Source organism: Halomonas bluephagenesis (assembly GCF_054790765.1).
In genome coordinates this window covers 3,519,027-3,541,660 of the sequence record NZ_CP133631.1, presented here as the reverse complement: position 1 = coordinate 3,541,660, position 22,634 = coordinate 3,519,027, and the positions used below count along the sequence as shown (strand labels likewise).

Here is a 22,634-nt window from a genome sequence, read left to right as displayed (position 1 = left end):
TTAAAGGCACTTATATCAATCGATAATGTTAGTTGCATTGTCCGACACCTCACCCCATACTCCCGCCAAATCCAACGCCGCAGTAATTCTTGCAGCCAATGGGGCAGGTACACCTCGAGCTATTGCGTATCTTTCGAACCCTGCACTCGCCACCTCCTTCGTTGCTGATGTAACAAATTCGTCTTTTAAGTAGCCAGATAACAACCCTGCCACACTCCCCGAGATAGCAAGCCCTTGCCCTAAAGCACCAACCGGCGTCATTACTACCCCAGCTGTCATAGCCTTGCTGGCATCATCCAACGCCTTGGCATCTACAGCCCTTTCCCATTCCTGTGCGGCAGGGTCGCTATGGTCAATGTTAGCGTTCCGTCTGACGCATTCTGCATCTCCACATGAAAAATGCGGTACGTGGTAAATCTTGCCATCCACCACATAGCTGACCGTGTAACGGCCTTCTTCATCCAGCGGTCGACCCGTCAGACGGTCTCGCGGCTGACCAGGGGCTGCCTCTTCTGGTGGTAGCTGATAGACAAGCGCCCGATAGGGCGAGCCTTCCCCACCCGTCTGCTCGATGATGTAGCTGATCAGCTCAGGTGGCGTGTTCTTCGGTATTTGCTGGATCAGATAGCGCGTCGTGCCGTCCTCTCCGGGGGTTGCCATCCAGTCCCCGCCATAGTCAAAATAGGTGTCATCAACGGCGGTCACATCCTGTAAGTCGACGATGATGTTGGAACCTGGGCTTTCCTCCAACTCGTCGTTGTACATGGCTCTGAGGGCATCGGCGATCTGTTCTGGCGTGTACTCGCTGCCTTCGGCCAGCTGTTCCGCCAAGGATTGCTCGAAGCTATGCAACTGGCGATTATTGACATCAAGATTGAACGCCATTGCACCACCTTGGGCGCCGCCTGTCGCCGCACCGGCCAGGGTGGCAGTGAGCGATTCAAGCCCTTGGCGCGCCTCGTCCGGTAGATTCAGCTCATCCGTGAGACGTTCCACTTCTGCCATAAGCACTGAACTGGTCAGTGCCCCCGTCGCTCCGTCCACACCGCCACCGGCCAGGCCGAGCAGCGTATGGCCCGAGGTGCGGTAAGCGCCGCCTTCCGCCCAACGTGCCGCTTCTTTCAGCAATGCAGCACGTGTTTCAGGATCATTGGCGTTTTGTGCCTCACGCCATAACTGGGCTTCCTGCTGGCTGGCGTAATCCCCCCTTCTTGGCTCGCCCGCGACCCAAACTCTTGGGTAATCGTGGCTTGGGCCTGCACGTCTTTTCTGACGCTTTCTGCATCGAAGATCGGCGCAATGCCGGTGTCTGCATCGCCGGTGCGGGCGTCCTGATTACCTGCCAGGCCGCTGATGGCGGATTCGGTGGTGCTGCTGGCACTGCCATCGTCGCGGCCGGTGCCGATGCCGGAGAGGCCGGTGCTGCTTTCGCCGCTATCATTTCCACCACTGCTGAGGCCAACGCTGGTGCTTTCGGCCTCATAGGTGGCGTTGTTGGCGATATCGCTAACGGTGAGCGCGCCACTTTCTATTGCCTCACTGGCGCTTTGCCCGGCGGTGGTGAAGCGGTTGCGGTCTTCATCTATCGCGGTTTGGGTGCTGGTGATAGCACCGCCGGTAAGATTGGTGGTGCCGCCGACGTTGACCTGGAAGCCGCCGTCGCCAGCGCGCAGGCCGCTTTGCTCATTGACGCTTTGGAAGTCGCTGTTGAGCTTGGTGCGGCTGGCGTTGAGGCTGGCGGTGGGCTGCCCTACGCCGATCAGCGGTACGCTGAGACTTCCGCCGCTGCTTTGGTGGCGTTCGTTGTGGGTGGCGGTGTCTTGCAGGCTTTCAATGGTCAGATCGCCGCCGATGTGGGTGCTGATTTGCGGGGCGCTGACCACGGCACTTTTGAGGGCGGTGTCACCGCCGCTGTTGAGGATGACCTGATTACCGGCGCTGAGCTGGGTGTTGTTGAAGAAGGTGCTGTCACCGTTGCCGTGGCCCTTGGCACGGCTGGCGTCCAGGTTGAGGGCAATGCCATTCGTGCCGACCCCCAGCCCAATCCTGCCACTGCTGCTGTTGTGGCGGTCGCGCTGGGAGACGGCATCGGCGCTGGCCAGCAGGTTGATATCCTGGGTAGCATTGAGCAGTAGCTGATCACCAGCCTCTAGTTGGCTGCCTTGTACGGTGAGGGTGCCTTCGCCATCTCCCTGGCCGAGCGCGTGAATGACGAGGTCGCCACCGGCTGCCAGGGTGGAGCCGCGGGCGGTGTTACTTTCAACCGTGCTGTCACTGCGGCTTTGGCTGGAGCCCAGGCTGATGTTGAGGCTGAGATCCGTGCCCTGCCCGCCTTGCAACTGTTGCTGAATATCCGTCACCGCGAGGGCGCTGTTGGCGGCCGCCAGGGCTTGCATACGCGGGCTCTGGGTGTCGCCAGCCGCTTGGAACTGGCCCTCGAGGCGTTGTGCGGTGTCTATCACGGGGCCGCTGAGGGAGAGGCTCAGGCCGCTTTGTTTGAAACGCTGTTCGGTCTGGCTGCTACGGGTCTCTCGGCCTTCGAGGATGTTGACCGTGTTGGCACCAATCAGGATATCGCCGCTGGGGGCCAGCACGTCAGAACCGATCTGGGTGTAGGTGTCGCCAGCGCTCAAGGTGACGTTGCCGCCAATGCTGCCCACGGTGGCGGGGGCAACGAAAGTGGCAGGATTGGTGGCATCGGTCATCTGCCGTTGGCTGCCGATGTTAATGCCAAACCCACCACTGAACAGGCCACTTTTTTTGCTGCGGCTGAAATGGCTGTCGCTGAGGGTGTGTTGGGCGGCATCCAGGGTGAGGTTGCTCCCAGCATGAATCCCTAGATCCTGGTCGGCCAGGACGTTGGCACCGCTGAGGTGGATATCTTGACCGCTGGTCATAGTGACCGTCTGGCCGCCTAGCTCGCTGGCTAGTGCCTGAGTGTTGATGCTGCTCGTGCGGGTGGTGCGGGTGCGGCTGGAGAACAGGCCACTGCTGCGGGTTTGGCGGCCTTCGGCCAGGCTATCAGTACGCTGCCCGGCTTCCAGGGTGATATCACCGTCAATGGCGTTCAGGGCCAGGGCACCCTGGGCGTCTACGGTGGCGGCACGCAGGTTAATGTCTTGCCCAGCGGTGAGGCTCACCGCCCCGCCGCCGGTGATCACGCTGCCGATCTCTTCGCTGTGGCTCTGGTGATGGTAGTTGTTGGCATCCCAGTTAAGGGCGTGGCTTTGGCCAACTTCCAATGTATCCAGGTTGATATCGCTACCTGCAATGAGCTGAGTCACGCCACTGCCAATGTTGTGTAGTTCGGCAGCGGAGAGGTTAATCGCACCGCCCGCGCTGGCCAGCAGGTTGCCCGCCTCGCCGTTGACATAAAGCCCGGCCATCCGGTCAATGCCTTGCAGGCTGAAGGTATTACCATCAACCTCGTTGGTGGCGCTGTGGAGCGTACTGGCGATGTTGATATCCCCGCCCGCTTGCAGCGCCATGCCGGTCGTGGCGGCAATGCTGCCACCGTCGATATTGATGTCCTGACGGGCATCAATTAACGCGATATCGCCTTGGATGCGGCCGCTGTTGTTGAGGTTCTGGGCGCTGATATCCACCATGTTGCGCCCGGCAATGGTGCCGCTGTTGTTGAGGTCGCCACTCAGGGCCAGGTCGATATCACGGGCGCTGATCAGGGTGCCATTATGGCCACCCAACAGCTCGCCATTGGTGGCCAAATCGCCTTCGCGGGGGGCCAAATAGACCTTTGGCATCAGGGCGGTGGTGGTAGAGCCATCGGGTAGCTGTACGGTTTGTGTGACTAGCCAGACGATATCGTTGGTGAGCTGGGCGGTTTGCGACGCTGACAACGCAATGCCGGGGCGCAGCTTGTGTTCATGCGCAAAGGTCGCCCCCGCGTTCATCAGCGCCGCGTATTGCGCATCATCCGTGCGGTAATCGCCCAGGAAGCGGTAGCCGGTGAGCGCAGCGACTTGGTCACGAATGAGCTTTTGCTCGTAAAAGCCGTCACCCAGGCGTTTTTGAGCATGAGCCGGATCGTAGGCCAACGCTGAAAGTAGATAGTCACTGGAAAGCCACTGGCGGTGATCAGTAAAGTCGGGGTCCGTCGCCACCAGGTAACGCGCGTTACTACCAGGATCAATGGTGAAGAGGCTGCTGGTGGGCAACAACAACGGTGGGGCTGTTTGCGTGCCTAAATCTGTTGTCGCCTGGGCACCCTGGCTGGGGTTGGCATGGTCAAGCAGCCAAGTATCGGTGGAGAACGCGGCGGTGGATTGGGTGCTACTTGGGGTAGTGGTATTCAACGAGGCGCTGTTAGCCCCTGGGGTGTCAGTATTGACGCCATTGGCGCTGCTGGTTGCGCTGCCCTGGCTGGCACTGAAGGATGCCTGAGTAGCGCCCTGAGTATGTGCGTTCACACTGTTGGTGGTATTAGTAGCATTGCCTGAGTGAGCCACATTAACCGAGGCACTGTTCGCCCCACGGGTATTGGTATTAACGCCGTTGGCGCTGCTGGTCGCGCTGCCCTGGTTGGCACTAAAGGATGTGTCAGTGGCACCCTGGGACGCTGTGTTAACACTGTTGGTGGTATTAGTAGCATTACCTGAGTGAGCCACCTTAACCGAGGCACTGTTCACCCCATGGGTGTCGGTATTAACGCCATTGGCGCTGCTGGTCACGCTGCCCTGGTTGGCATTAAAGGATGCCTCAACGGCCCCTAGAGTCTCTGTGTTCACACCATTGGTACTGTTGGTGGCACTGCTGGAGCCGTCCAAATCAAACGATGCGCCATCTGCTACATGCATTTCCGTATTGACGCCGTTGGCACTGTTGGTGGCATTGCCTGGCTTGTTGGCACTGAATGATGCGCTGTTAGCCCCCTGGGTATCCGTATTAACCGCGTGTGTGCTTTTGGTGGCGCTGTCTGAGCCAGCGACATTGACCGAGGCGCCGTCAGCACCATGGGTCTGCGTATTGATGGCCGCGGCGCTATTAAATACATCGCTCTTGTTGGCACTGAATGATGTGTCAGTAGCACCCTGGGACACCGTGTTCACGGCATTGCCGCTAGTGGTCACACTTCCCTGGTGAGCACTGAACGATGTATCAGTGGTCCCATGGGAGTCGGTGTTCACGGCATTGGCACTATTCGTCCCACTGCCTGGGCTGTTGGCTTGGCCGATGACGTCAGCATCTACCACTGACTGAGTCACTTCGGTGGTCTCAGTGTTGACTGCGCTGGCACTATCACCGGCACCAGCAACCTCCTGTGCGGTAGTGCTGATGCTTTGATTGGCAAGCGTCGCGCCTGCGACATCTGAGCTACCAGAGCTAGTGCCACTGGCTGTTCCAGGGCCAGCTTTGCCACCAATGCTGGTGCCACTACCCGTGATGGCCGTGTTTTGCCTTACCTCGCCAACGCCAAGCTGGTTGTCTGTGAAGACTTCTTCGAGTGGGCCGATATGTTTTTTGTCTATCCATGCACGATCTAGCCAATCAGCAACACCTGCGTCGGTCCCCTTTGTACTTGAGACCCTGCGTACTATAGCTGTTGCCTCATCCCATTCTGTAATTACGCGGCGTTCGCCTATTGCCTCTCGGTTTTCCAGGTTAGCAATATCCCCTTGCAGCGTTCGGCCAACGATAATGCGACTTTTATCATTGAGTAGGTCATTCCCTATCAGGGTCAGGTTTCCTCCCGCCCTGATCAAGCTGGGAGCGCTGGACACGACTTTGCTTACATACTCATTACGCTTAAGACGGTACTGCGTCCAGTTTGAAATGGTCGTAGAAGCAGACCCATGATAAAAAGTGTAGCGTCCCTCATAATTAAGGTAAGGATTCCAAGTGGAACCCGTAGTATTTTTCTCCTTCCAAGTTTTTTCATTCCGTTCCCAAGTAAGCCTCGTCCCGTTGTCAAATTGCTTACTCCAGCCATTAGGAAACAAGTCTACCCAGCCATTTTCGTGAATGGTCAGTTTATTCTCCCAGCCTTGGGGCTGGATCATGGTTACCTTGGTTTCGCCAAGGTATTCTTCCTCCATTACAAAGTGCTCGTTGGTATTGCGCAATGTGTCTGCCGCCAACGCCATGTCTCCTAAGCTTTCAATGGTGGCGCTGTTGTTGTTGAGTGTTGCTGCATTGCCAGTGCCGTCTGCCACGGCCTGATAGTTAGAGAAGAGTGAGCCACCGATGGCCATATCGCCGCCGCTAAAAATCAGCGCACCCTCACGGTTGGTAATATGCTGGGCGCCAACATCCAGCCGCTCTCGGGCAGCAATCGTGGCGGATTTCGTCTGTCCTCCCGCCGTTTCTTCACGATTACCAAGGTGACTAACGGCTATGGCGATACGGTCACCATAGAGTCGCCCAGTACCTACGTTATCCAACGCGTGGCCGTTGATTTGCGTATCCGCTCCATCGATCAAGCCTCGGTTGATAACGCTGCCATTATGCGCTTGTGTGGTGTCCAGCATGGTGGTGCCCAGACTCCGCAGCTCACCACTGGGCTGGTTGCGAATCTCATCGGCATGCACAGTGAGGCTGCGCCCCCCCTGCCACTTTCCGGCATTGGTAAAGGTGTTACCCCCGGGGGCACCATGCAAACGTAAACTCAAACTTCCTTCTGAGATCACCTGCTGATCACTGGCGGTATTGAGGTCTCCTACCAGGTCCAGCGCCATATCGCTGCCACTTTCTAGCTTTCCGCTTAGATCTACGGTGTTGGCAACTACCGTAATGGAAGCGGCTTCAGTGGCGTTGTCATTATTGGCGACAATCTCACCCTCTTTATTGCTGATCTCCAGATTGCGCTCGGCGGGAGTGGTAGCGCTATCTTGTAGCGTCAGGGCACGCTGAGCGTTGAGCGTGCCGCTATCGTTGATAATTGATGTATCAGCGGTGATGATGAGGTCGAGACCAGCCAACACTTGACCAGCGGCATTGTCGACGTTGCTGGCGGTGATCTGTACGTGCTTGCCGACAATGCCTTGGGTGCTCTCACTGGTCTGGCTATTGTCAACAGTGTCAGCGATTAGGCTGACCAGCGCATTGGACTGCACAATGCCACCCGAGTTGAGGATATCGGCATCGGTAGACAAACTCACATTGTCTTGGGCCAGTATCTCTCCATGGGTATTGTTGATGTCTTTTCGGGCATTGATATCGAGTTCCGTGGCCGCCACCATCAGGCCGTCCGTGTTGCTCACACTGTCAGCATCCACCAGCAGATTACCCGCTCTGGAGGCCAGAACACCGTCGGTATTGTTAAGCGTATCTTCGGCCTGAAGCGATAACCCCGCCTGGGTGACAACATTGGCTTGCCAAGTGTCAAGATTGCCCTGCGCATTAATGTCGGCATTGTAAGCACTGGTCTGGCTGTTGCGTAGATCGACATGACCACCTGCTACCGTCAAGCTACCCGCCGCCAGATTGTTGCCAATGGCCCTTAGATCGCTGGTAGCAGTAATGCTGAGCGCACCGCCATCTTCACCCAATGCCTTCAAGCTGCCATCTTTATTGAGGCCAGCGGCAAGGGTGCCCCCGCTGTCAACACTGGTAGCATCAATGGTCAGATTATCGGCCGCCGCAAGGGTGCCCGTGCTGGTTAATGCACCAGTCCTAAGGAAAGCGTCTTTGCCTGCGTAAACAGTACCGCCCATGTTATTCAGGCTCTGCGCATCAATAAGGATATTGTTTTGGGTAATGAGATTTGCACTGACCGTGCTTAACGCACCTTTCGCCGCAACATCAGCATCGTAAGCGCTACTCTGGCTATTATTCAGGTCAACGCTATCACCTTCGAGCGTCAAGCTGCCCGCTGCAAAATTGTTGCCGGTGGCTCTTAGGCCGTTGCTGGCAGTCACTCGCAATGCAGCACCGTCAGCAGCAAACGTAGCGAGACTTCCGTTGCTACTCAAGCCAGCGACAAGGGCACCCTCGCTGTCGACGCTGGTGGCATCGATGGTTAGGCCACCTGCCGCGGCAATCGTGCCGGTGTTGGTGAGCGCGCCGGTATAGAGGGTGGCATTTCCTCCCGCGTAAAAAGTGCCGTCGGTGTTAGCGAAGACCTCGTTGAGGCTGACCTCAAGATCGTTGCCCGCTAACACGGATCCCTGCCCACTCGTTAGGCTCTGCGCTTGTATGCTCAGGTCACCTACCTGGCTGGATAGCATGCCCTGGGTGTTATCCAACGCGCCGTCGCTACTCAGCGATAGGCTATCCCGAGTGACAATGGTGGCTGCTTGAGGATCAAGATCACCTCGGGCGGCAAGTGCTGCGCGGTAAGCACTGGTCTGGCTATCGCTTAGATCAATATTGTCTCCGTCTAACATCAGTCTGCCTACGGCCAGATTGTTGCCAGTGGCGGTTAGCTCATCTGTGGCAGTGACGCTAAGGGCACTGCCGTCTTCAGCAAACTCATTGAGCTTGCCATCGCTATTCAGCCCTGCAGCGAGCGTGCCACTGCTGTTAACGCCGCCAGCGTTAATGGTTAGATCATCCGCTGCCGCAACGGTGCCGGTGTTCGCCAGTGACCCTGTGTCGAGAGTGACATTGCCGCCTGCGTAAACAGTGCCATCGGTGTTGGTGAGAGATTCGTGAAGCGTGATATCAAGGGCGTTGCCTGCTAACAACTCACCCTGCTCGTTGTTCAGGCTGAGCGCCTGTACCGTCAGGTCGCCTTGCTGGCTAGCCAGAGTACCCTCGGTGTTATCAAGCCCCCCCTCTGCCTGAAGGGTTAGCTTCTCCTGGGTAACGACATTGGCCTGCCTGCTCGCCATATCACCACGGGCGGTAATATCAGCATTGTAGGCGCTCGTTTGGCTCCCACTCAGGTCAATATTACCGCCGTCAAAAGCAAGGCTGCCTGACGCCAGGTTGGTCCCGGTAGCGACCAAGTCACCAGCGGCAGTGACGCTAAGGGCACTGCCGTCTTCAGCAAACTCATTGAGGCTGCCATCGCTATTCAGCCCTGCAGCGAGCGTGCCACTGCTGTTAACGCCACCAGCGTTAATGGTTAGGTTGTCTGCTGCCGCAACGGTGCCCGTGTTGACCAGCGTCCCAGTATCGAGGGTGGCATTGCCGCCTGCATAGACAGTGCCATCGGGGTTGGTGAGAGATTCGTGAAGCGTGATATCAAGGGCATTGCCTGCTAACAACTCACCCTGATTGTTGTCCAGGCTGAGTGCCTGTACCGTCAGGTCGCCTTGCTGGCTAGACAGGGTACTCTCGGTGTTATCAAGCCCCCCCTCTGCCTGAAGGGTTAGCTTCTCCTGGGTAACGACATTGGCCTGCCTGCTCGCCATATCACCACGGGCGGTAATATCAGCATTGTAGGCGCTCGTTTGGCTCTCACTCAGGTCAATATTATCGCCGTCAAACGCAAGGCTGCCTGCCGCCAGATTGGTCCCAGTAGCGACCAAGTAACCAGTGGCAGTGACGCTAAGGGCACTGCCGTCTTCAGCAAACTCATTGAGCTTGCCATCGCTATTCAGCCCTGCAGCGAGCGTGCCACTGCTGTTAACGCCGCCAGCGTTAATGGTTAGATCACCCGCTGCCGCAACGGTGCCGGTGTTCGCCAGTGACCCTGTGTCGAGAGTGACATTGCCGCCTGCATAGATGGTGCCATCGGTGTTGCTCAAGGCGTCAATGACGGAGACTGCCAAGCTGTTGCCCGCCAACAGGGTGCCCTGTTCGTTAGTCAAACCGAGAGTGCTCACACTTAGATCGCCCTGCTGGCTTGATAGGATGCCACCGGTGTTATCTAGCCCCCCGTCGATTTGCAGCGTTAGGCTTTCCTGAGTGACAACATTGGCTTGCCAAGTGTCGAGATCACCACGGACAATTACATCAGCACTGTAAGCGCTGGTCTGGCTCTCACTCAGATCGAGATTCTCACCGTCCAGAGTAAGCGTGCCTGCAGCCAAGTTAGTGCCGGTGGCACTTAGGTCGTTACGGGTGCTGACGTTTAGCGCGCTACCATCTTGGGCGAATCCCTTGAGAGTGCCATCTGCGTTGAGGCCCGCAGCCAGCGTCCCTGTACTCTCAACGCCGCCAGCGTTAATGGTTAGGTTGTCTGCTGCCGCAACGGTGCCCGTGTTGATCAACGTACCGGTATCGAAGATGGCATTGCCGCCTGCATAGACGGTGCCGTCGGTGTTGCTGAGGGATTCGCTAAGAGCCAGCTCTAGGGCATCACCTGCCAGCAGTTCGCCCTGTTCGTTGTTCAGACTCAACGCTTGTACGCTCAGGTCGCCTTGCTGACTGGACAGGGTCCCCTCAGTGTTATCAATCGCACCTTCAGCTTGCAGGGTTAAGTTTTCTTGAGTGACGACATTGGCCTGCCAGGTGTCGATATCACCACGGGCGGTGATACGCGTATCAAAGGCACTGGTCTGGCTCTCACTCAGATCGACATTACCACCCTCCAGGGTCAGCGATCCCGCAGCTAAGTTGGTGCCGGTAGCACTCAAATCACCACTGGTGGTGACACGCAGTGCGGCACCATTTTCGTCAAACGTGTTGAGGCTGCCATCGCTATTCAGACCAGCGGCCAAGGTGCCGCTGCTATCGACGCTGGCGGCGTCGATAGCTAGATTATCAGCGGCGGCAATGGTGCCAGTATTGGTCAGTGCATCAGTGTCTAAAGTGACGTTTTTGCCGGCGTAGACGGTGCCATCAGTGTTGCTTAGGGTTTCGTTGAGAGCAATCGACAGGTTCTTACCAGCCAATAACTCACCCTGCTCGTTACTCAGGCTAAGTGCCTGAACACTTAGGTTGCCCACTTGGTTAGACAAGGTACCTGCTGTGTTATCCAGCGCACCACTAGCTTGTAGCGACAAATCTTCCTGGATAACTATGTTGGCTTGCCCGCTCGCCAAATCACCTCGAGCCGTAATATCAGCGCGGTAGGCACTGGTCTGGCTCTCACTCAGATCGACATTCTCACCGTCCAGAGTAAGCGTACCTGCAGCCAAGTTAGTGCCGGTAGCACTCAAATCACCGCTGGTGGTGACACGCAGTGCGGCACCATTTTCGTCAAACGTGTTGAGACTGCCATCGCGTTTCAGGCCCGCCGCTAGAGTGCCGCTGCTAGTAACGCTGGCAGCATCAATAGTCAGGTCATCCGCTGCGGCAACGGTACCAGTATTAGTAAGCACACCGACATCGAGGGAGGCATTGCCGCCTGCATAGACGGTGCCGTCGGTGTTGTTGAGGGATTCGCTAAGAGTCACCTCTAGGGTATCACCTGCCAGCAGTTCGCTCTGTTCGTTGTTCAGACTCACCGCTTGTACGCTCAGGTCGCCTTGCTGACTGGACAGGGTCCCCTCAGTGTTATCAATCGCCCCTTCAGCCTGCAGGGTTAAGTTTTTCTGAGTCACAACATTGGCTTGCCAGGTGTCGAGATCACCACGGGCACTGACATCAGAACTGTAAGCGCTGGTCTGGCTCTTACTCAGATCGACATTACCACCCTCCAGGGTCAGCGATCCCGCAGCTAAGTTGGTGCCGGTAGCGCTCAGGTCACCGCTGGTGGTAACACGCAGTGCAGCACCATCAGCATCAAACGCGTTAAGGCTGCCATCTTCGTTTAAGCCCGCGGCCAACGTCCCCGTGCTCGCAACGCTGACAGCGTCAATGGTCAGATCATCCGCTGCTGCAATCGTGCCAGTGTTCGTCAGTGATCCTGTGTCGAGAGTGGCGTTGCCACCCGCGTAAACAGTGCCACCGGTGTTGGTGAGAGATTCGTGAAGCGTGATATCAAGGGCGTTGCCCGCTATCAGCTCACCCTGATTGTTGTTTAGGCTGAGCGCCTGTACCGTCAGGTCGCCTTGCTGACTTGATAGGATGCCACCGGTGTTATCAAGCCCCCCCTCTGCCTGAAGGGTTAGCTTCTCCTGGATAACCACATTGGCTTGCCTGCTCGCCTGGTCGCCACGGGCGATAATATCAGCATTGTAGGCGCTCGTTTGGCTCTTACTCAGGTCAATATTATCGCCGTCAAACGCAAGGCTGCCTGCCGCCAGATTGGTCCCAGTAGCGACCAAGTCACCAGTGGTAGTGACGCTAAGGGCACTGCCGTCTTCAGCAAACTCATTGAGCTTGCCATCGCTATTCAGCCCTGCAGCGAGCGTGCCACTGCTGTTAACGCCGCTAGCGTTAATGGTTAGGTTGTCTGCTGCTGCAACGGTGCCCGTGTTGATCAGCGTAGCGGTATCGAGGGTGGCATTGCCGCCTGCATAGACAGTGCCATCGTTGTTGGTGAGAGATTCGTGAAGCGTGATATCAAGGGCGTTGCCTGCTAACAACTCACCCTGGTCGTTGCTCAGGCTAAGTGCTTGAACACTTAGGTCGCCCACTTGACTGGACAAAGTCCCTGCCGTGTTATCAATCGCGCCTTCAGCCTGCAGGGTTAAGTTTTCCTGAGTCACAACATTGGCTTGCCAGGTGTCGATATCACCACGGGCGGTGATACGCGTATCAAAGGCACTGGTCTGGCTCTCACTCAGATCGACATTCTCACCGTCCAGAGTAAGCGTGCCTGCAGCCAAGTTAGTGCCGGTAGCACTCAAATCACCACTGGTGGTGACACGCAGTGCGGCACCATTCGCGTCAAACGTGTTGAGGCTGCCATCGCTATTCAGACCCGCGGCCAAGGTGCCGCTGCTATCGACGCTGGCGGCGTCGATAGCTAGATTATCAGCGGCGGCAATGGTGCCAGTATTGGTCAGTGCTTCAGTATCCAAGGCGGCGTTGCCACCTGCGTAGACAGTGCCTTCTGTATTAGCCAGGCTGATCGCCTGCAGACTCAAATCGCCCTGTTCGCTGTATAGCGTGCCTCGGCGGTTATCAATGGCCTCCGCTGCTTCGAGGGTGGTATTGCCACCCGCATAGACAGTGCCATCAGTGTTGTTGAGGCTAAACACCTGCACACTTAGATCACCGTGTTCACTGGACAAGGTACCCTCAGTGTTATCCAGGGCACCGCCTGACTGGAGTGATAAGCTCTCTTGAGTGACGATGTTGGCTTGCCCGCTCGCCAAATCACCTCGAGCCGTAATATCAGCGCGGTAGGCACTGGTCTGGCTCTCACTCAGATCGACATTCTCACCGTCCAGAGTAAGCGTACCTGCAGCCAAGTTAGTGCCGGTAGCACTCAAATCACCACTGGTGGTGACACGCAGTGCGGCACCATTTTCGTCAAACGTGTTGAGGCTGCCATCGCTATTCAGACCAGCGGCCAAGGTGCCGCTGCTATCGACGCTGGCGGCGTCGATAGCTAGATTATCAGCGGCGGCAATGGTGCCAGTATTGGTCAGCGCAGCAGTGTCTAAAGTGACGTTTTTGCCAGCGTAGACGGTGCCATCAGTGTTGCTTAGGGATTCGCTAAGAGTCACCTCTAGGGTATCACCTGCCAGCAGTTCGCTCTGTTCGTTGTTCAGACTCACCGCTTGTACGCTCAGGTCGCCTTGCTGACTGGACAGGGTCCCCTCAGTGTTATCAATCGCCCCTTCAGCCTGCAGGGTTAAGTTTTTCTGAGTCACAACATTGGCTTGCCAGGTGTCGATATCACCACGGGCGGTGATACGCGTATCAAAGGCACTGGTCTGGCTCTCACTCAGATCGACATTCTCACCGTCCAGGGTAAGCGTACCTGCAGCCAAGTTAGTGCCGGTAGCACTCAAATCACCACTGGTGGTGACACGCAGTGCGGCACCATTTTCGTCAAACGTGTTGAGGCTGCCATCGCTACTCAGACCTGCCGCTAGGGTGCCGCTGCTAGTAACGCTGGTGGCGTTAATGGTCACATTATCAGCAGCGGCAACAGTACCAGTGTTGGTAAGCCCACCGACATCGAGGGAGGCATTGCCGCCTGCATAGACGGTGCCGTCGGTGTTGCTTAGGGGTTCGTTGAGAGCAATCGACAGGTTCTTCCCAGCCAATAACTCACCCTGCTCGTTACTCAGGCTAAGTGCCTGAACACTTAGGTTGCCCACTTGGCTAGACAAGGTACCTGCTGTGTTATCCAGCGCACCACTAGCTTGTAGCGACAAATCTTCCTGGATAACTATGTTGGCTTGCCCGCTCGCCAAATCACCTCGAGCCGTAATATCAGCGCGGTAGGCACTGGTCTGGCTCTCACTCAGATCGACATTCTCACCGTCCAGAGTAAGCGTACCTGCAGCCAAGTTAGTGCCGGTAGCACTCAAATCACCACTGGTGGTGACACGCAGTGCGGCACCATTTTCGTCAAACGTGTTGAGGCTGCCATCGCTATTCAGACCCGCGGCCAAGTTGCCGCTGCTATCGACGCTGGCGGCGTCGATAGCTAGATTATCAGCGGCGGCAATGGTGCCAGTATTGGTCAGTGCATCAGTGTCTAAAGTGACGTTTTTGCCAGCGTAGACGGTGCCATCAGTGTTGCTTAGGGTTTCGTTGAGAGCAATCGACAGGTTCTTCCCAGCCAATAACTCACCCTGCTCGTTACTCAGGCTAAGTGCCTGAACACTCAGGTTGCCTTTCTGGCTAGAAAGGGTACCCTCGGCATTGTTGAACGCCCCCTTAACTTGCAGCGTTAAGTTTTCCTGGGTGACGACATTGGCTTGCCCGCTCGTCAAATCACCTTGAGCCGTAATATCAACCCGGTAGGCGCTAGTCTGGCTCTTACTCAGATCGACATGGTCGCCGTCTAAGGTCAGGTTACCTGATGCAATATTCGTACCAGTGGCGCTGAGATCACCATCAGTGATGATGCTAAGGGCGCTACCGTCTTCGGCAAATGCTTTTAAGGTGCCGTCTTCGCTGTTCAAGCCAGCTGCCAACGTGCCCGTGCTATCGATGCTGGCGGCGTTAATGGTCACATTACCAGCAGCGGCAACAGTACCAGTATTGGTAAGCTCACCGACATCGAGGGAGGCATTGCCGCCTGCATAGACGGTGCCGTCGGTGTTGCTGAGGGCTTCGCTAAGAGCCACCTCTAGGGTATCACCTGCCAGCAATTCGCCCTGTTCGTTGTTCAGACTCACCGCTTGTACGCTCAGGTCGCCTTGCTGACTTGATAGGATGCCACCGGTGTTATCAACCCCCCCCTCTGCCTGAAGGGTTAGCTTCTCCTGGATAACCACATTGGCTTGCCTGCTCGCCTGGTCGCCACGGGCGATAATATCAGCATTGTAGGCGCTCGTTTGGCTCTTACTCAGGTCAATATTATCGCCGTCAAACGCAAGGCTGCCTGCCGCCAAGTTAGTGCCGGTAGCACTCAAATCACCACTGGTGGTGACACGCAGTGCGGCACCATTCGCGTCAAACGTGTTGAGGCTGCCATCGCTATTCAGACCCGCGGCCAAGGTGCCGCTGCTATCGACGCTGGCGGCGTCGATAGCTAGATTATCAGCGGCGGCAATGGTGCCAGTATTGGTCAGTGCTTCAGTATCCAAGGCGGCGTTGCCACCTGCGTAGACAGTGCCTTCTGTATTAGCCAGGCTGATCGCCTGCAGACTCAAATCGCCCTGTTCGCTGTATAGCGTGCCTCGGCGGTTATCAATGGCCTCCGCTGCTTCGAGGGTGGTATTGCCACCCGCATAGACAGTGCCATCAGTGTTGTTGAGGCTAAACACCTGCACACTTAGATCACCGTGTTCACTGGACAAGGTACCCTCAGTGTTATCCAGGGCACCGCCTGACTGGAGTGATAAGCTCTCTTGAGTGACGATGTTGGCTTGCCCGCTCGCCAAATCACCTCGAGCCGTAATATCAGCGCGGTAGGCACTGGTCTGGCTCTCACTCAGATCGACATTCTCACCGTCCAGAGTAAGCGTACCTGCAGCCAAGTTAGTGCCGGTAGCACTCAAATCACCACTGGTGGTGACACGCAGTGCGGCACCATTTTCGTCAAACGTGTTGAGACTGCCATCGCGTTTCAGGCCCGCCGCTAGAGTGCCGCTGCTAGTAACGCTGGCAGCATCAATAGTCAGGTCATCCGCTGCGGCAACGGTACCAGTATTAGTAAGCACACCGACATCGAGGGAGGCATTGCCGCCTGCATAGACGGTGCCGTCGGTGTTGTTGAGGGATTCGCTAAGAGTCACCTCTAGGGTATCACCTGCCAGCAGTTCGCTCTGTTCGTTGTTCAGACTCACCGCTTGTACGCTCAGGTCGCCTTGCTGACTGGACAGGGTCCCCTCAGTGTTATCAATCGCCCCTTCAGCCTGCAGGGTTAAGTTTTTCTGAGTCACAACATTGGCTTGCCAGGTGTCGAGATCACCACGGGCACTGACATCAGAACTGTAAGCGCTGGTCTGGCTCTTACTCAGATCGACATTCTCACCGTCCAGGGTAAGCGTACCTGCAGCCAAGTTAGTGCCGGTAGCACTCAAATCACCACTGGTGGTGACACGCAGTGCGGCACCATTTTCGTCAAACGTGTTGAGGCTGCCATCGCTACTCAGACCTGCCGCTAGGGTGCCGCTGCTAGTAACGCTGGTGGCGTTAATGGTCACATTATCAGCAGCGGCAACAGTACCAGTGTTGGTAAGCCCACCGACATCGAGGGAGGCATTGCCGCCTGCATAGACGGTGCCGTCGGTGTTGCTGAGGGCTTCGCTAAGAGCCACCTCTAGGGTATCACCTGCCAGCAATTCGCCCTGTTCGTTGTTCAGACTCACCGCTTGTACGCTCAGGTCGCCTTGCTGACTGGACAGGGTCCCCTCAGTGTTATCAATCGCCCCTTCAGCCTGCAGGGTTAAGTTTTTCTGAGTCACAACATTGGCTTGCCAGGTGTCGATATCACCACGAGCGGTGATACGCGTATCAAAGGCACTGGTCTGGCTCTCACTCAGATCGACATTCTCACCGTCCAGGGTAAGCGTACCTGCAGCCAAGTTAGTGCCGGTAGCACTCAAATCACCACTGGTGGTGACACGCAGTGCGGCACCATTTTCGTCAAACGTGTTGAGGCTGCCATCGCTATTCAGACCTGCCGCTAGGGTGCCGCTGCTAGTAACGATGGTGGCGTTAATGGTCACATTATCAGCAGCAGCAACAGTACCGGTGTTGGTAAGCTCACCGACATCGAGGGAGGCATTGCCGCCTGCATAGACGGTGCCGTCGGTGTTGTTGAGGGATTCGCTAAGAGCCACCTCTAAGGCATCACTTGCCAGCAGCTCGCCCTGGTCGTTGTTCAGACTCACCGCTTGTACGCTCAGGTCGCCTTGCTGACTGGACAAAGTCCCTGCCGTGTTATCAATCGCGCCTTCAGCCTGAAGGGTTAAGTTTTCCTGAGTCACAACATTGGCTTGCCAGGTGTCGATATCACCACGGGCGGTGATACGCGTATCAAAGGCACTGGTCTGGCTCTCACTCAGATCGACATTCTCACCGTCCAGAGTAAGCGTGCCTGCAGCCAAGTTAGTGCCGGTCGCGCTCAGGTCACCGCTGGTGGTGACACGCAGTGCGGCACCATTCGCGTCAAACGTGTTGAGGCTGCCATCGCTATTCAGACCCGCGGCCAAGGTGCCGCTGCTATCGACGCTGGCGGCGTCGATAGCTAGATTATCAGCGGCGGCAATGGTGCCAGTATTGGTCAGTGCTTCAGTATCCAAGGCGGCGTTGCCACCTGCGTAGACAGTGCCTTCTGTATTAGCCAGGCTGATCGCCTGCAGACTCAAATCGCCCTGTTCGCTGTATAGCGTGCCTCGGCGGTTATCAATGGCCTCCGCTGCTTCGAGGGTGGTATTGCCACCCGCATAGACAGTGCCATCAGTGTTGTTGAGGCTCAACACCTGCACACTTAGATCACCGTGTTCACTGGACAAGGTACCCTCAGTGTTATCCAGGGCACCGCCTGACTGGAGTGATAAGCTCTCTTGAGTGACGATGTTGGCTTGCCCGCTCGCCAGATCACCTTTTGCGGTGACATGAGCATCAAAAGCGCTGGTCTGACTCTCGCTCAGATCGACATTGCCACCCTTTAGGGTCAGCGAACCCGCTGCCAAGTTAGTGCCAGTAGCGCTCAGGTCACCGCTGGTGGTGACACGCACTGAAGCACCATCCGCGTCAAACGTGTTGAGACTTCCATCGCGTTTCAGGCCTGCCGCCAGAGTGCCGCTGCTAGTAACGCTGGCAGCATCAATAGTCAGGTTATCGGCCGCCGCGATAGCACCAGTGTTCGTCAGCGCACCAGTATTGAGAATAGCGTTACCATCGGCGTAGACAGTGCCGTCGGTGTTGCTTAGGGCTTCGCTAAGAGCCACCTCTAGGGCATCACCTGCTAGCAGTTCGCCCTGTTCGTTGTTCAGACTCAACGCTTGTACGCTCAGGTCGCCTTGCTGACTGGACAGGATCCCCTCAGTGTTATCAATCGCGCCTTCAGCCTGCAGGGTTAAGTTTTCCTGAGTCACAACATTGGCTTTCCAGGTGTCGAGTTTTCCCTGGGCGACAATGTCAGAACTGTGAGCGCTGGTCTGGCTCTCACTCAGATCGACATTGCCACCATCCAGCGTCAAATTCCCCGACGCTAGGTTGGTACCGGTAGCGGTTAGATCGCCGGCGGGCGTTACGTCGAGAACCCCGCCGTCGTTGGCGAATGCCTTCAGGGTGCCATCTTGGTTCAGGCCAGCCGCTAGAGTGCCGCTGCTGAGCACATTGACAGCACTAATCGTCACGTCATCGGCTGCAGCAACAGTCCCCGAGCTGGCGAGTGTGCCGATATCTAGGGTGACGCTTCCACCTGCATAGACGCTACCATCGGTGTTGTTAAGCGTGTCGCTAAGAGTGGCCTCAAGACTGTTGCCTGCTAACAGCTCACCCTGATCGTTGTTCAGACTCAGCGCCTGCACTCTTAGATCACCGTCTTCACTGGACAAAGTACCCTCAGTGTTATCCAGTGTACCGCCAGACTGTAGCGATAGGTCGTTCTGGGCAACCACATTGGCTTTCCCACTCGCCAGATCACCACGCGCCAGAATACCAGAGCGATAGGCGCTGGTCTGGCTCTCACTCAGATCGACACTCTCACCGTCCAGAGTAAGCGTGCCTGCAGCCAAGTTAGTGCCGGTGGCGACTAGGTCATCAGTCGTGGTAACGCGCAGTACAGCTCCATTAGCATCAAACGGCTTGAGACTGCCATCGCGTTTCAGGCCCGCCGCCAGAGTGCCGCTGCTATCGATGCTGGCGGCGTCGATAGCTAGATTATCAGCGGCGGCGATGGAACCAGTATTGGTCAGCGCACCAGTGCCTAAAGTGGCGTTTTTGCCAGCGTAGACGGTGCCATCAGTGTTGCTTAGGGTTTCGTTGAGAGCAATCGACAGGTTCTTACCAGCCAATAACTCACCCTGCGCGTTACTCAGGCTAAGTGCCTGGATACTCAGGTCGCCTTGCTGGCTAGATAAGGAGCCCTCTGTGTTATCCAGACCGCCACCGGCCTGGAGCGATAAGTTTTCCTTGGTAACGACATTGGCTTTCCAGGTGTCGATGTCACCACGGGCAGTGATATGCGTATCAAAAGCACTGGTCTGGCTCTCACTCAGATCGACATTGCCACCGTCCAGCGTCAAATTACCCGACGCTAGGTTGGTACCGGTAGCGGTTAGATCGCCGGCGGTCGTTACGTCGAGAACCTCGCCGCCGAAGGTGAATGCCTTCAGGGTGCCATCTTGGTTCAGGCCAGCTGCTAGAGTGCCACTGCTGTGCACATTGGCAGCACTAATTGTCACGTCATCGGCTGCAGCAATAGTGCCAGAGTTGGTGAGTGTGCCGGTATCTAGGGTGACGTTTCCACCCGCGTAGACGGTGCCGTCGGTGTTGTTAAGGCTCAACACCTGGACACTTAGATCACCTTGCTCACTGGACAAGGTGCCATCAGTGTTATCCAGAGCACCGCCCGACTGGAGCGATAAACTCTCTTGAGCAACAATGCTGGCCTGCCAAGTCGCCAGATCACCACGCGCCGCAATATCAGCGCGATAAGCGCTGGTCTGGCTATCGCTGAGGTCAACATGGTCACCATTAAGAGTCAACGCGCCTGCAACCAAGTTAGTGCCGGAGGTGCTCAGCTCTCCAGTGGCGGTGACGCGCAGCTCAGCACCGTTAGCATCAAACGGTTTGAGACTGCCGTCGCTATTCAGACCCGCGGCCAGGGTGCCGCTGCTATCGATGCTGGCGACATCAATAGTCAAATCATCAGCTGCCGCGATGGTGCCGGTGTTGGTCAACGTAGTGATGTCTAGAGTGGCGTTTTTGCCAGCGTAGACGGTGCCATCAGTGTTGCTTAGGGTTTCGTTGAGAGCAATCGACAGGTTCTTACCAGCCAATAACTCACCCTGCGCGTTACTCAGGCTAAGTGCCTGGATACTCAGGTCGCCTTGCTGGCTGGCCAGGGGGCCCTTGGTATTGTCGAGCGCCCCGTCAGTACGGAGCAATAAGTTTTCCTGGGTGACAACATTGGCTTGCCAGGTGTCAATGTCACCACGGGCAGTGATATGCGTATCAAAAGCACTGGTCTGGCTCTCACTCAGATCGACATTGTCACCGTTAAGGGTCAGCGTGCCTGCAGCCAAATTAGTACCGGTGGCGACCAGGTCATTAGACGTGGTAATGCGAAGTGCAGCACCATTAGCATCAAACGCGTTTAGGCTGCCATCTTCGTTTAAACCTGCAGCCAGGGTGCCGCTGCTATCGACGCTAGCTGCCTCAATATTCAAGTCATCAGCTGCCGCTATCGTACCAGTGTTAGTGAGGCTAGTAGCGACTGAAATTTGGGATTTATCACCGGATTGAATTTCACCAGCATTGCTCAAATACTCAGCATTCAAGTGAAGCTCATCCTTGGCATAGAGTTGCGCTGCCGAACCTTGAATATGCTCTATACTATTGAGCGTAACGGTGTCAGCCGATACCGACCCACCCGTTAGTTTTACTGTATTTACTTTTACATTGAGCCGATCCGACTGCAATGTACCAGAGGTGTTTTCAAACCAGTCACCGCTGGATTGCACATTTTTGGCGCGCACGTGACCAGCATTACTAAGCGATTGCTCGGCACTTACATAAAGGTCACCCTCGGCGGCCAAAGTGCCCTCTGCATGATTTTCCAGACGACCACTAACATTCACAACCCCTGATTCTAATGAGGCTGGAGGTGGCTCCGTGCCCACATCGGGCTGCGATGGTGATTGGCTATCGGGGTCTTGAGGGCTACTTTTTATATCCCTACCGGGTATTTGTACAGAGGGCTCTGAAGGCTGTGAGCTGCTAAGAGCGTCTTGTGCCGGGGTGGTGACTGCACGCCCTAGGAACCCATCTTGCTCGTTGCTAATGTGATTAGCTTGAACATTGAGATTTTGTGCACCGCTTTGCCATAAATCACCACTATTGCTGAGGTTGTCTACTTCAATATCTAACCGCTGAGCGTCTACCCGGCCGCTATTATTTAAATCGCCCGCACGCAAATTAGCTTCTTGGCCAGCACGTAGAACCCCGCTGTTTTTAATGGTACCGAGTTTGCTATCACTGTATTCATTCTGGTGATTGCCGCCACTATGCAGCGTCAGGTTTTCTCCGGCTAGCACGCTTCCACTGTAGCTTTGGTCTTGCGCGGTACGGATAGCAATATCACCTTGATTTGCTTGGATAGCACCTGTTGAACTCAGTTGACCGTTGGTGTCGATATGAATATCGCCTGCGCTAGCAGCCATCGTCCCGTGATGACGGACACCTACTCCCACTTCAGTTCCTACCAAGCGAATTTGCCCAGCGTACATGCCGCCCAGCTCACTTACATCCAACGCAAAGGCAGGAGCATTGTCTGCGCCAGAAATTTGCTGAATGTTGCTGGAGTTTGCATCAACCGTATTTTCACCCGTAATCAAGTCCAGCTCTTGGGCGTGAATATTCGCATTAACTTCGATGGCCCGCGCTAAGATGCCTGTATAGTCAACCAGACTGGCATCAAGCCCTTTGCCACCGATACTAATGGTGCCGCGCTGCACACGATAACCTTCAAGACTTCCCCCGTTCATTAAAGGGCTGCCTGTCGTGAGAGTAGCGCGGCTGGCGTTTATAAAACCTGCGCCATCCACCTCAATACCGGCAGGATTGGCAATAATAATTTCGGCGCGCTGCCCCCCAATTTCAATAAACCCTTGGAGTTGGCTAGGGTTATTGCTGTTAACTTCGTTGAGAATGATGTGCGCTTCACCTTTGGCCAGCCACGGATTTCCCTGCACCCACCCCCCAAGTTGGGTCTGCACATCAGTGCGGCTGTTATTGAGTACGGCTCCTGGCGCACCCACATCAAATTGTTCATATGTATTACGACTTACACCAGCAGCACTTGGGGTTTGAATATTGACCAACGGCACCTCATTAGAGGTGCTTAGCACCGTAGGGCGTTGGTTGCCCGGTGCTGCAGGATCAGGCATGATTTGCGCCTGAGCCAAAGCGCTACTCAAAGTACTTAACCCCAAGGCGAAAGTAGCGGCCAGACGCAGCACCACAATTGCGGAACTCCCCATACCGGCGCCCTGCCTCCGTCCAGAGCTCTTGTTTTTTCGCAGAGCACTTTCTGATACCGCGACAAGACAACCGCGCGAGGCATTAAAGACGAGTCGGTAGAGTTTTTTATTCAT

General features: G+C 56.1%; 2 protein-coding genes. Both read right to left on the bottom strand.

Annotation, left to right across the window (positions count from 1 at the left end):
- Positions 1 to 15 precede the first annotated feature (15 nt).
- Complete coding sequence (locus tag REH51_RS16025) at positions 16 to 1,128, bottom strand: hypothetical protein (RefSeq protein WP_498936312.1); 1,113 nt, start codon at positions 1,126 to 1,128, stop codon at positions 16 to 18.
- A complete protein-coding gene (locus REH51_RS16020; protein WP_498936311.1) occupies positions 1,122 to 22,634 on the bottom strand; it encodes a two-partner secretion domain-containing protein in 21,513 nt (7,170 codons plus the stop codon). The genes REH51_RS16025 and REH51_RS16020 overlap by 7 nt, the downstream gene beginning before the upstream one ends.

What these genes read in the sequence shown, in the direction of transcription:
- REH51_RS16020 (WP_498936311.1), bottom strand. Translation starts at nt 22,634, where the DNA reads ATGAATAAAAAACTCTACCGACTCGTCTTTAATGCCTCGCGCGGTTGT.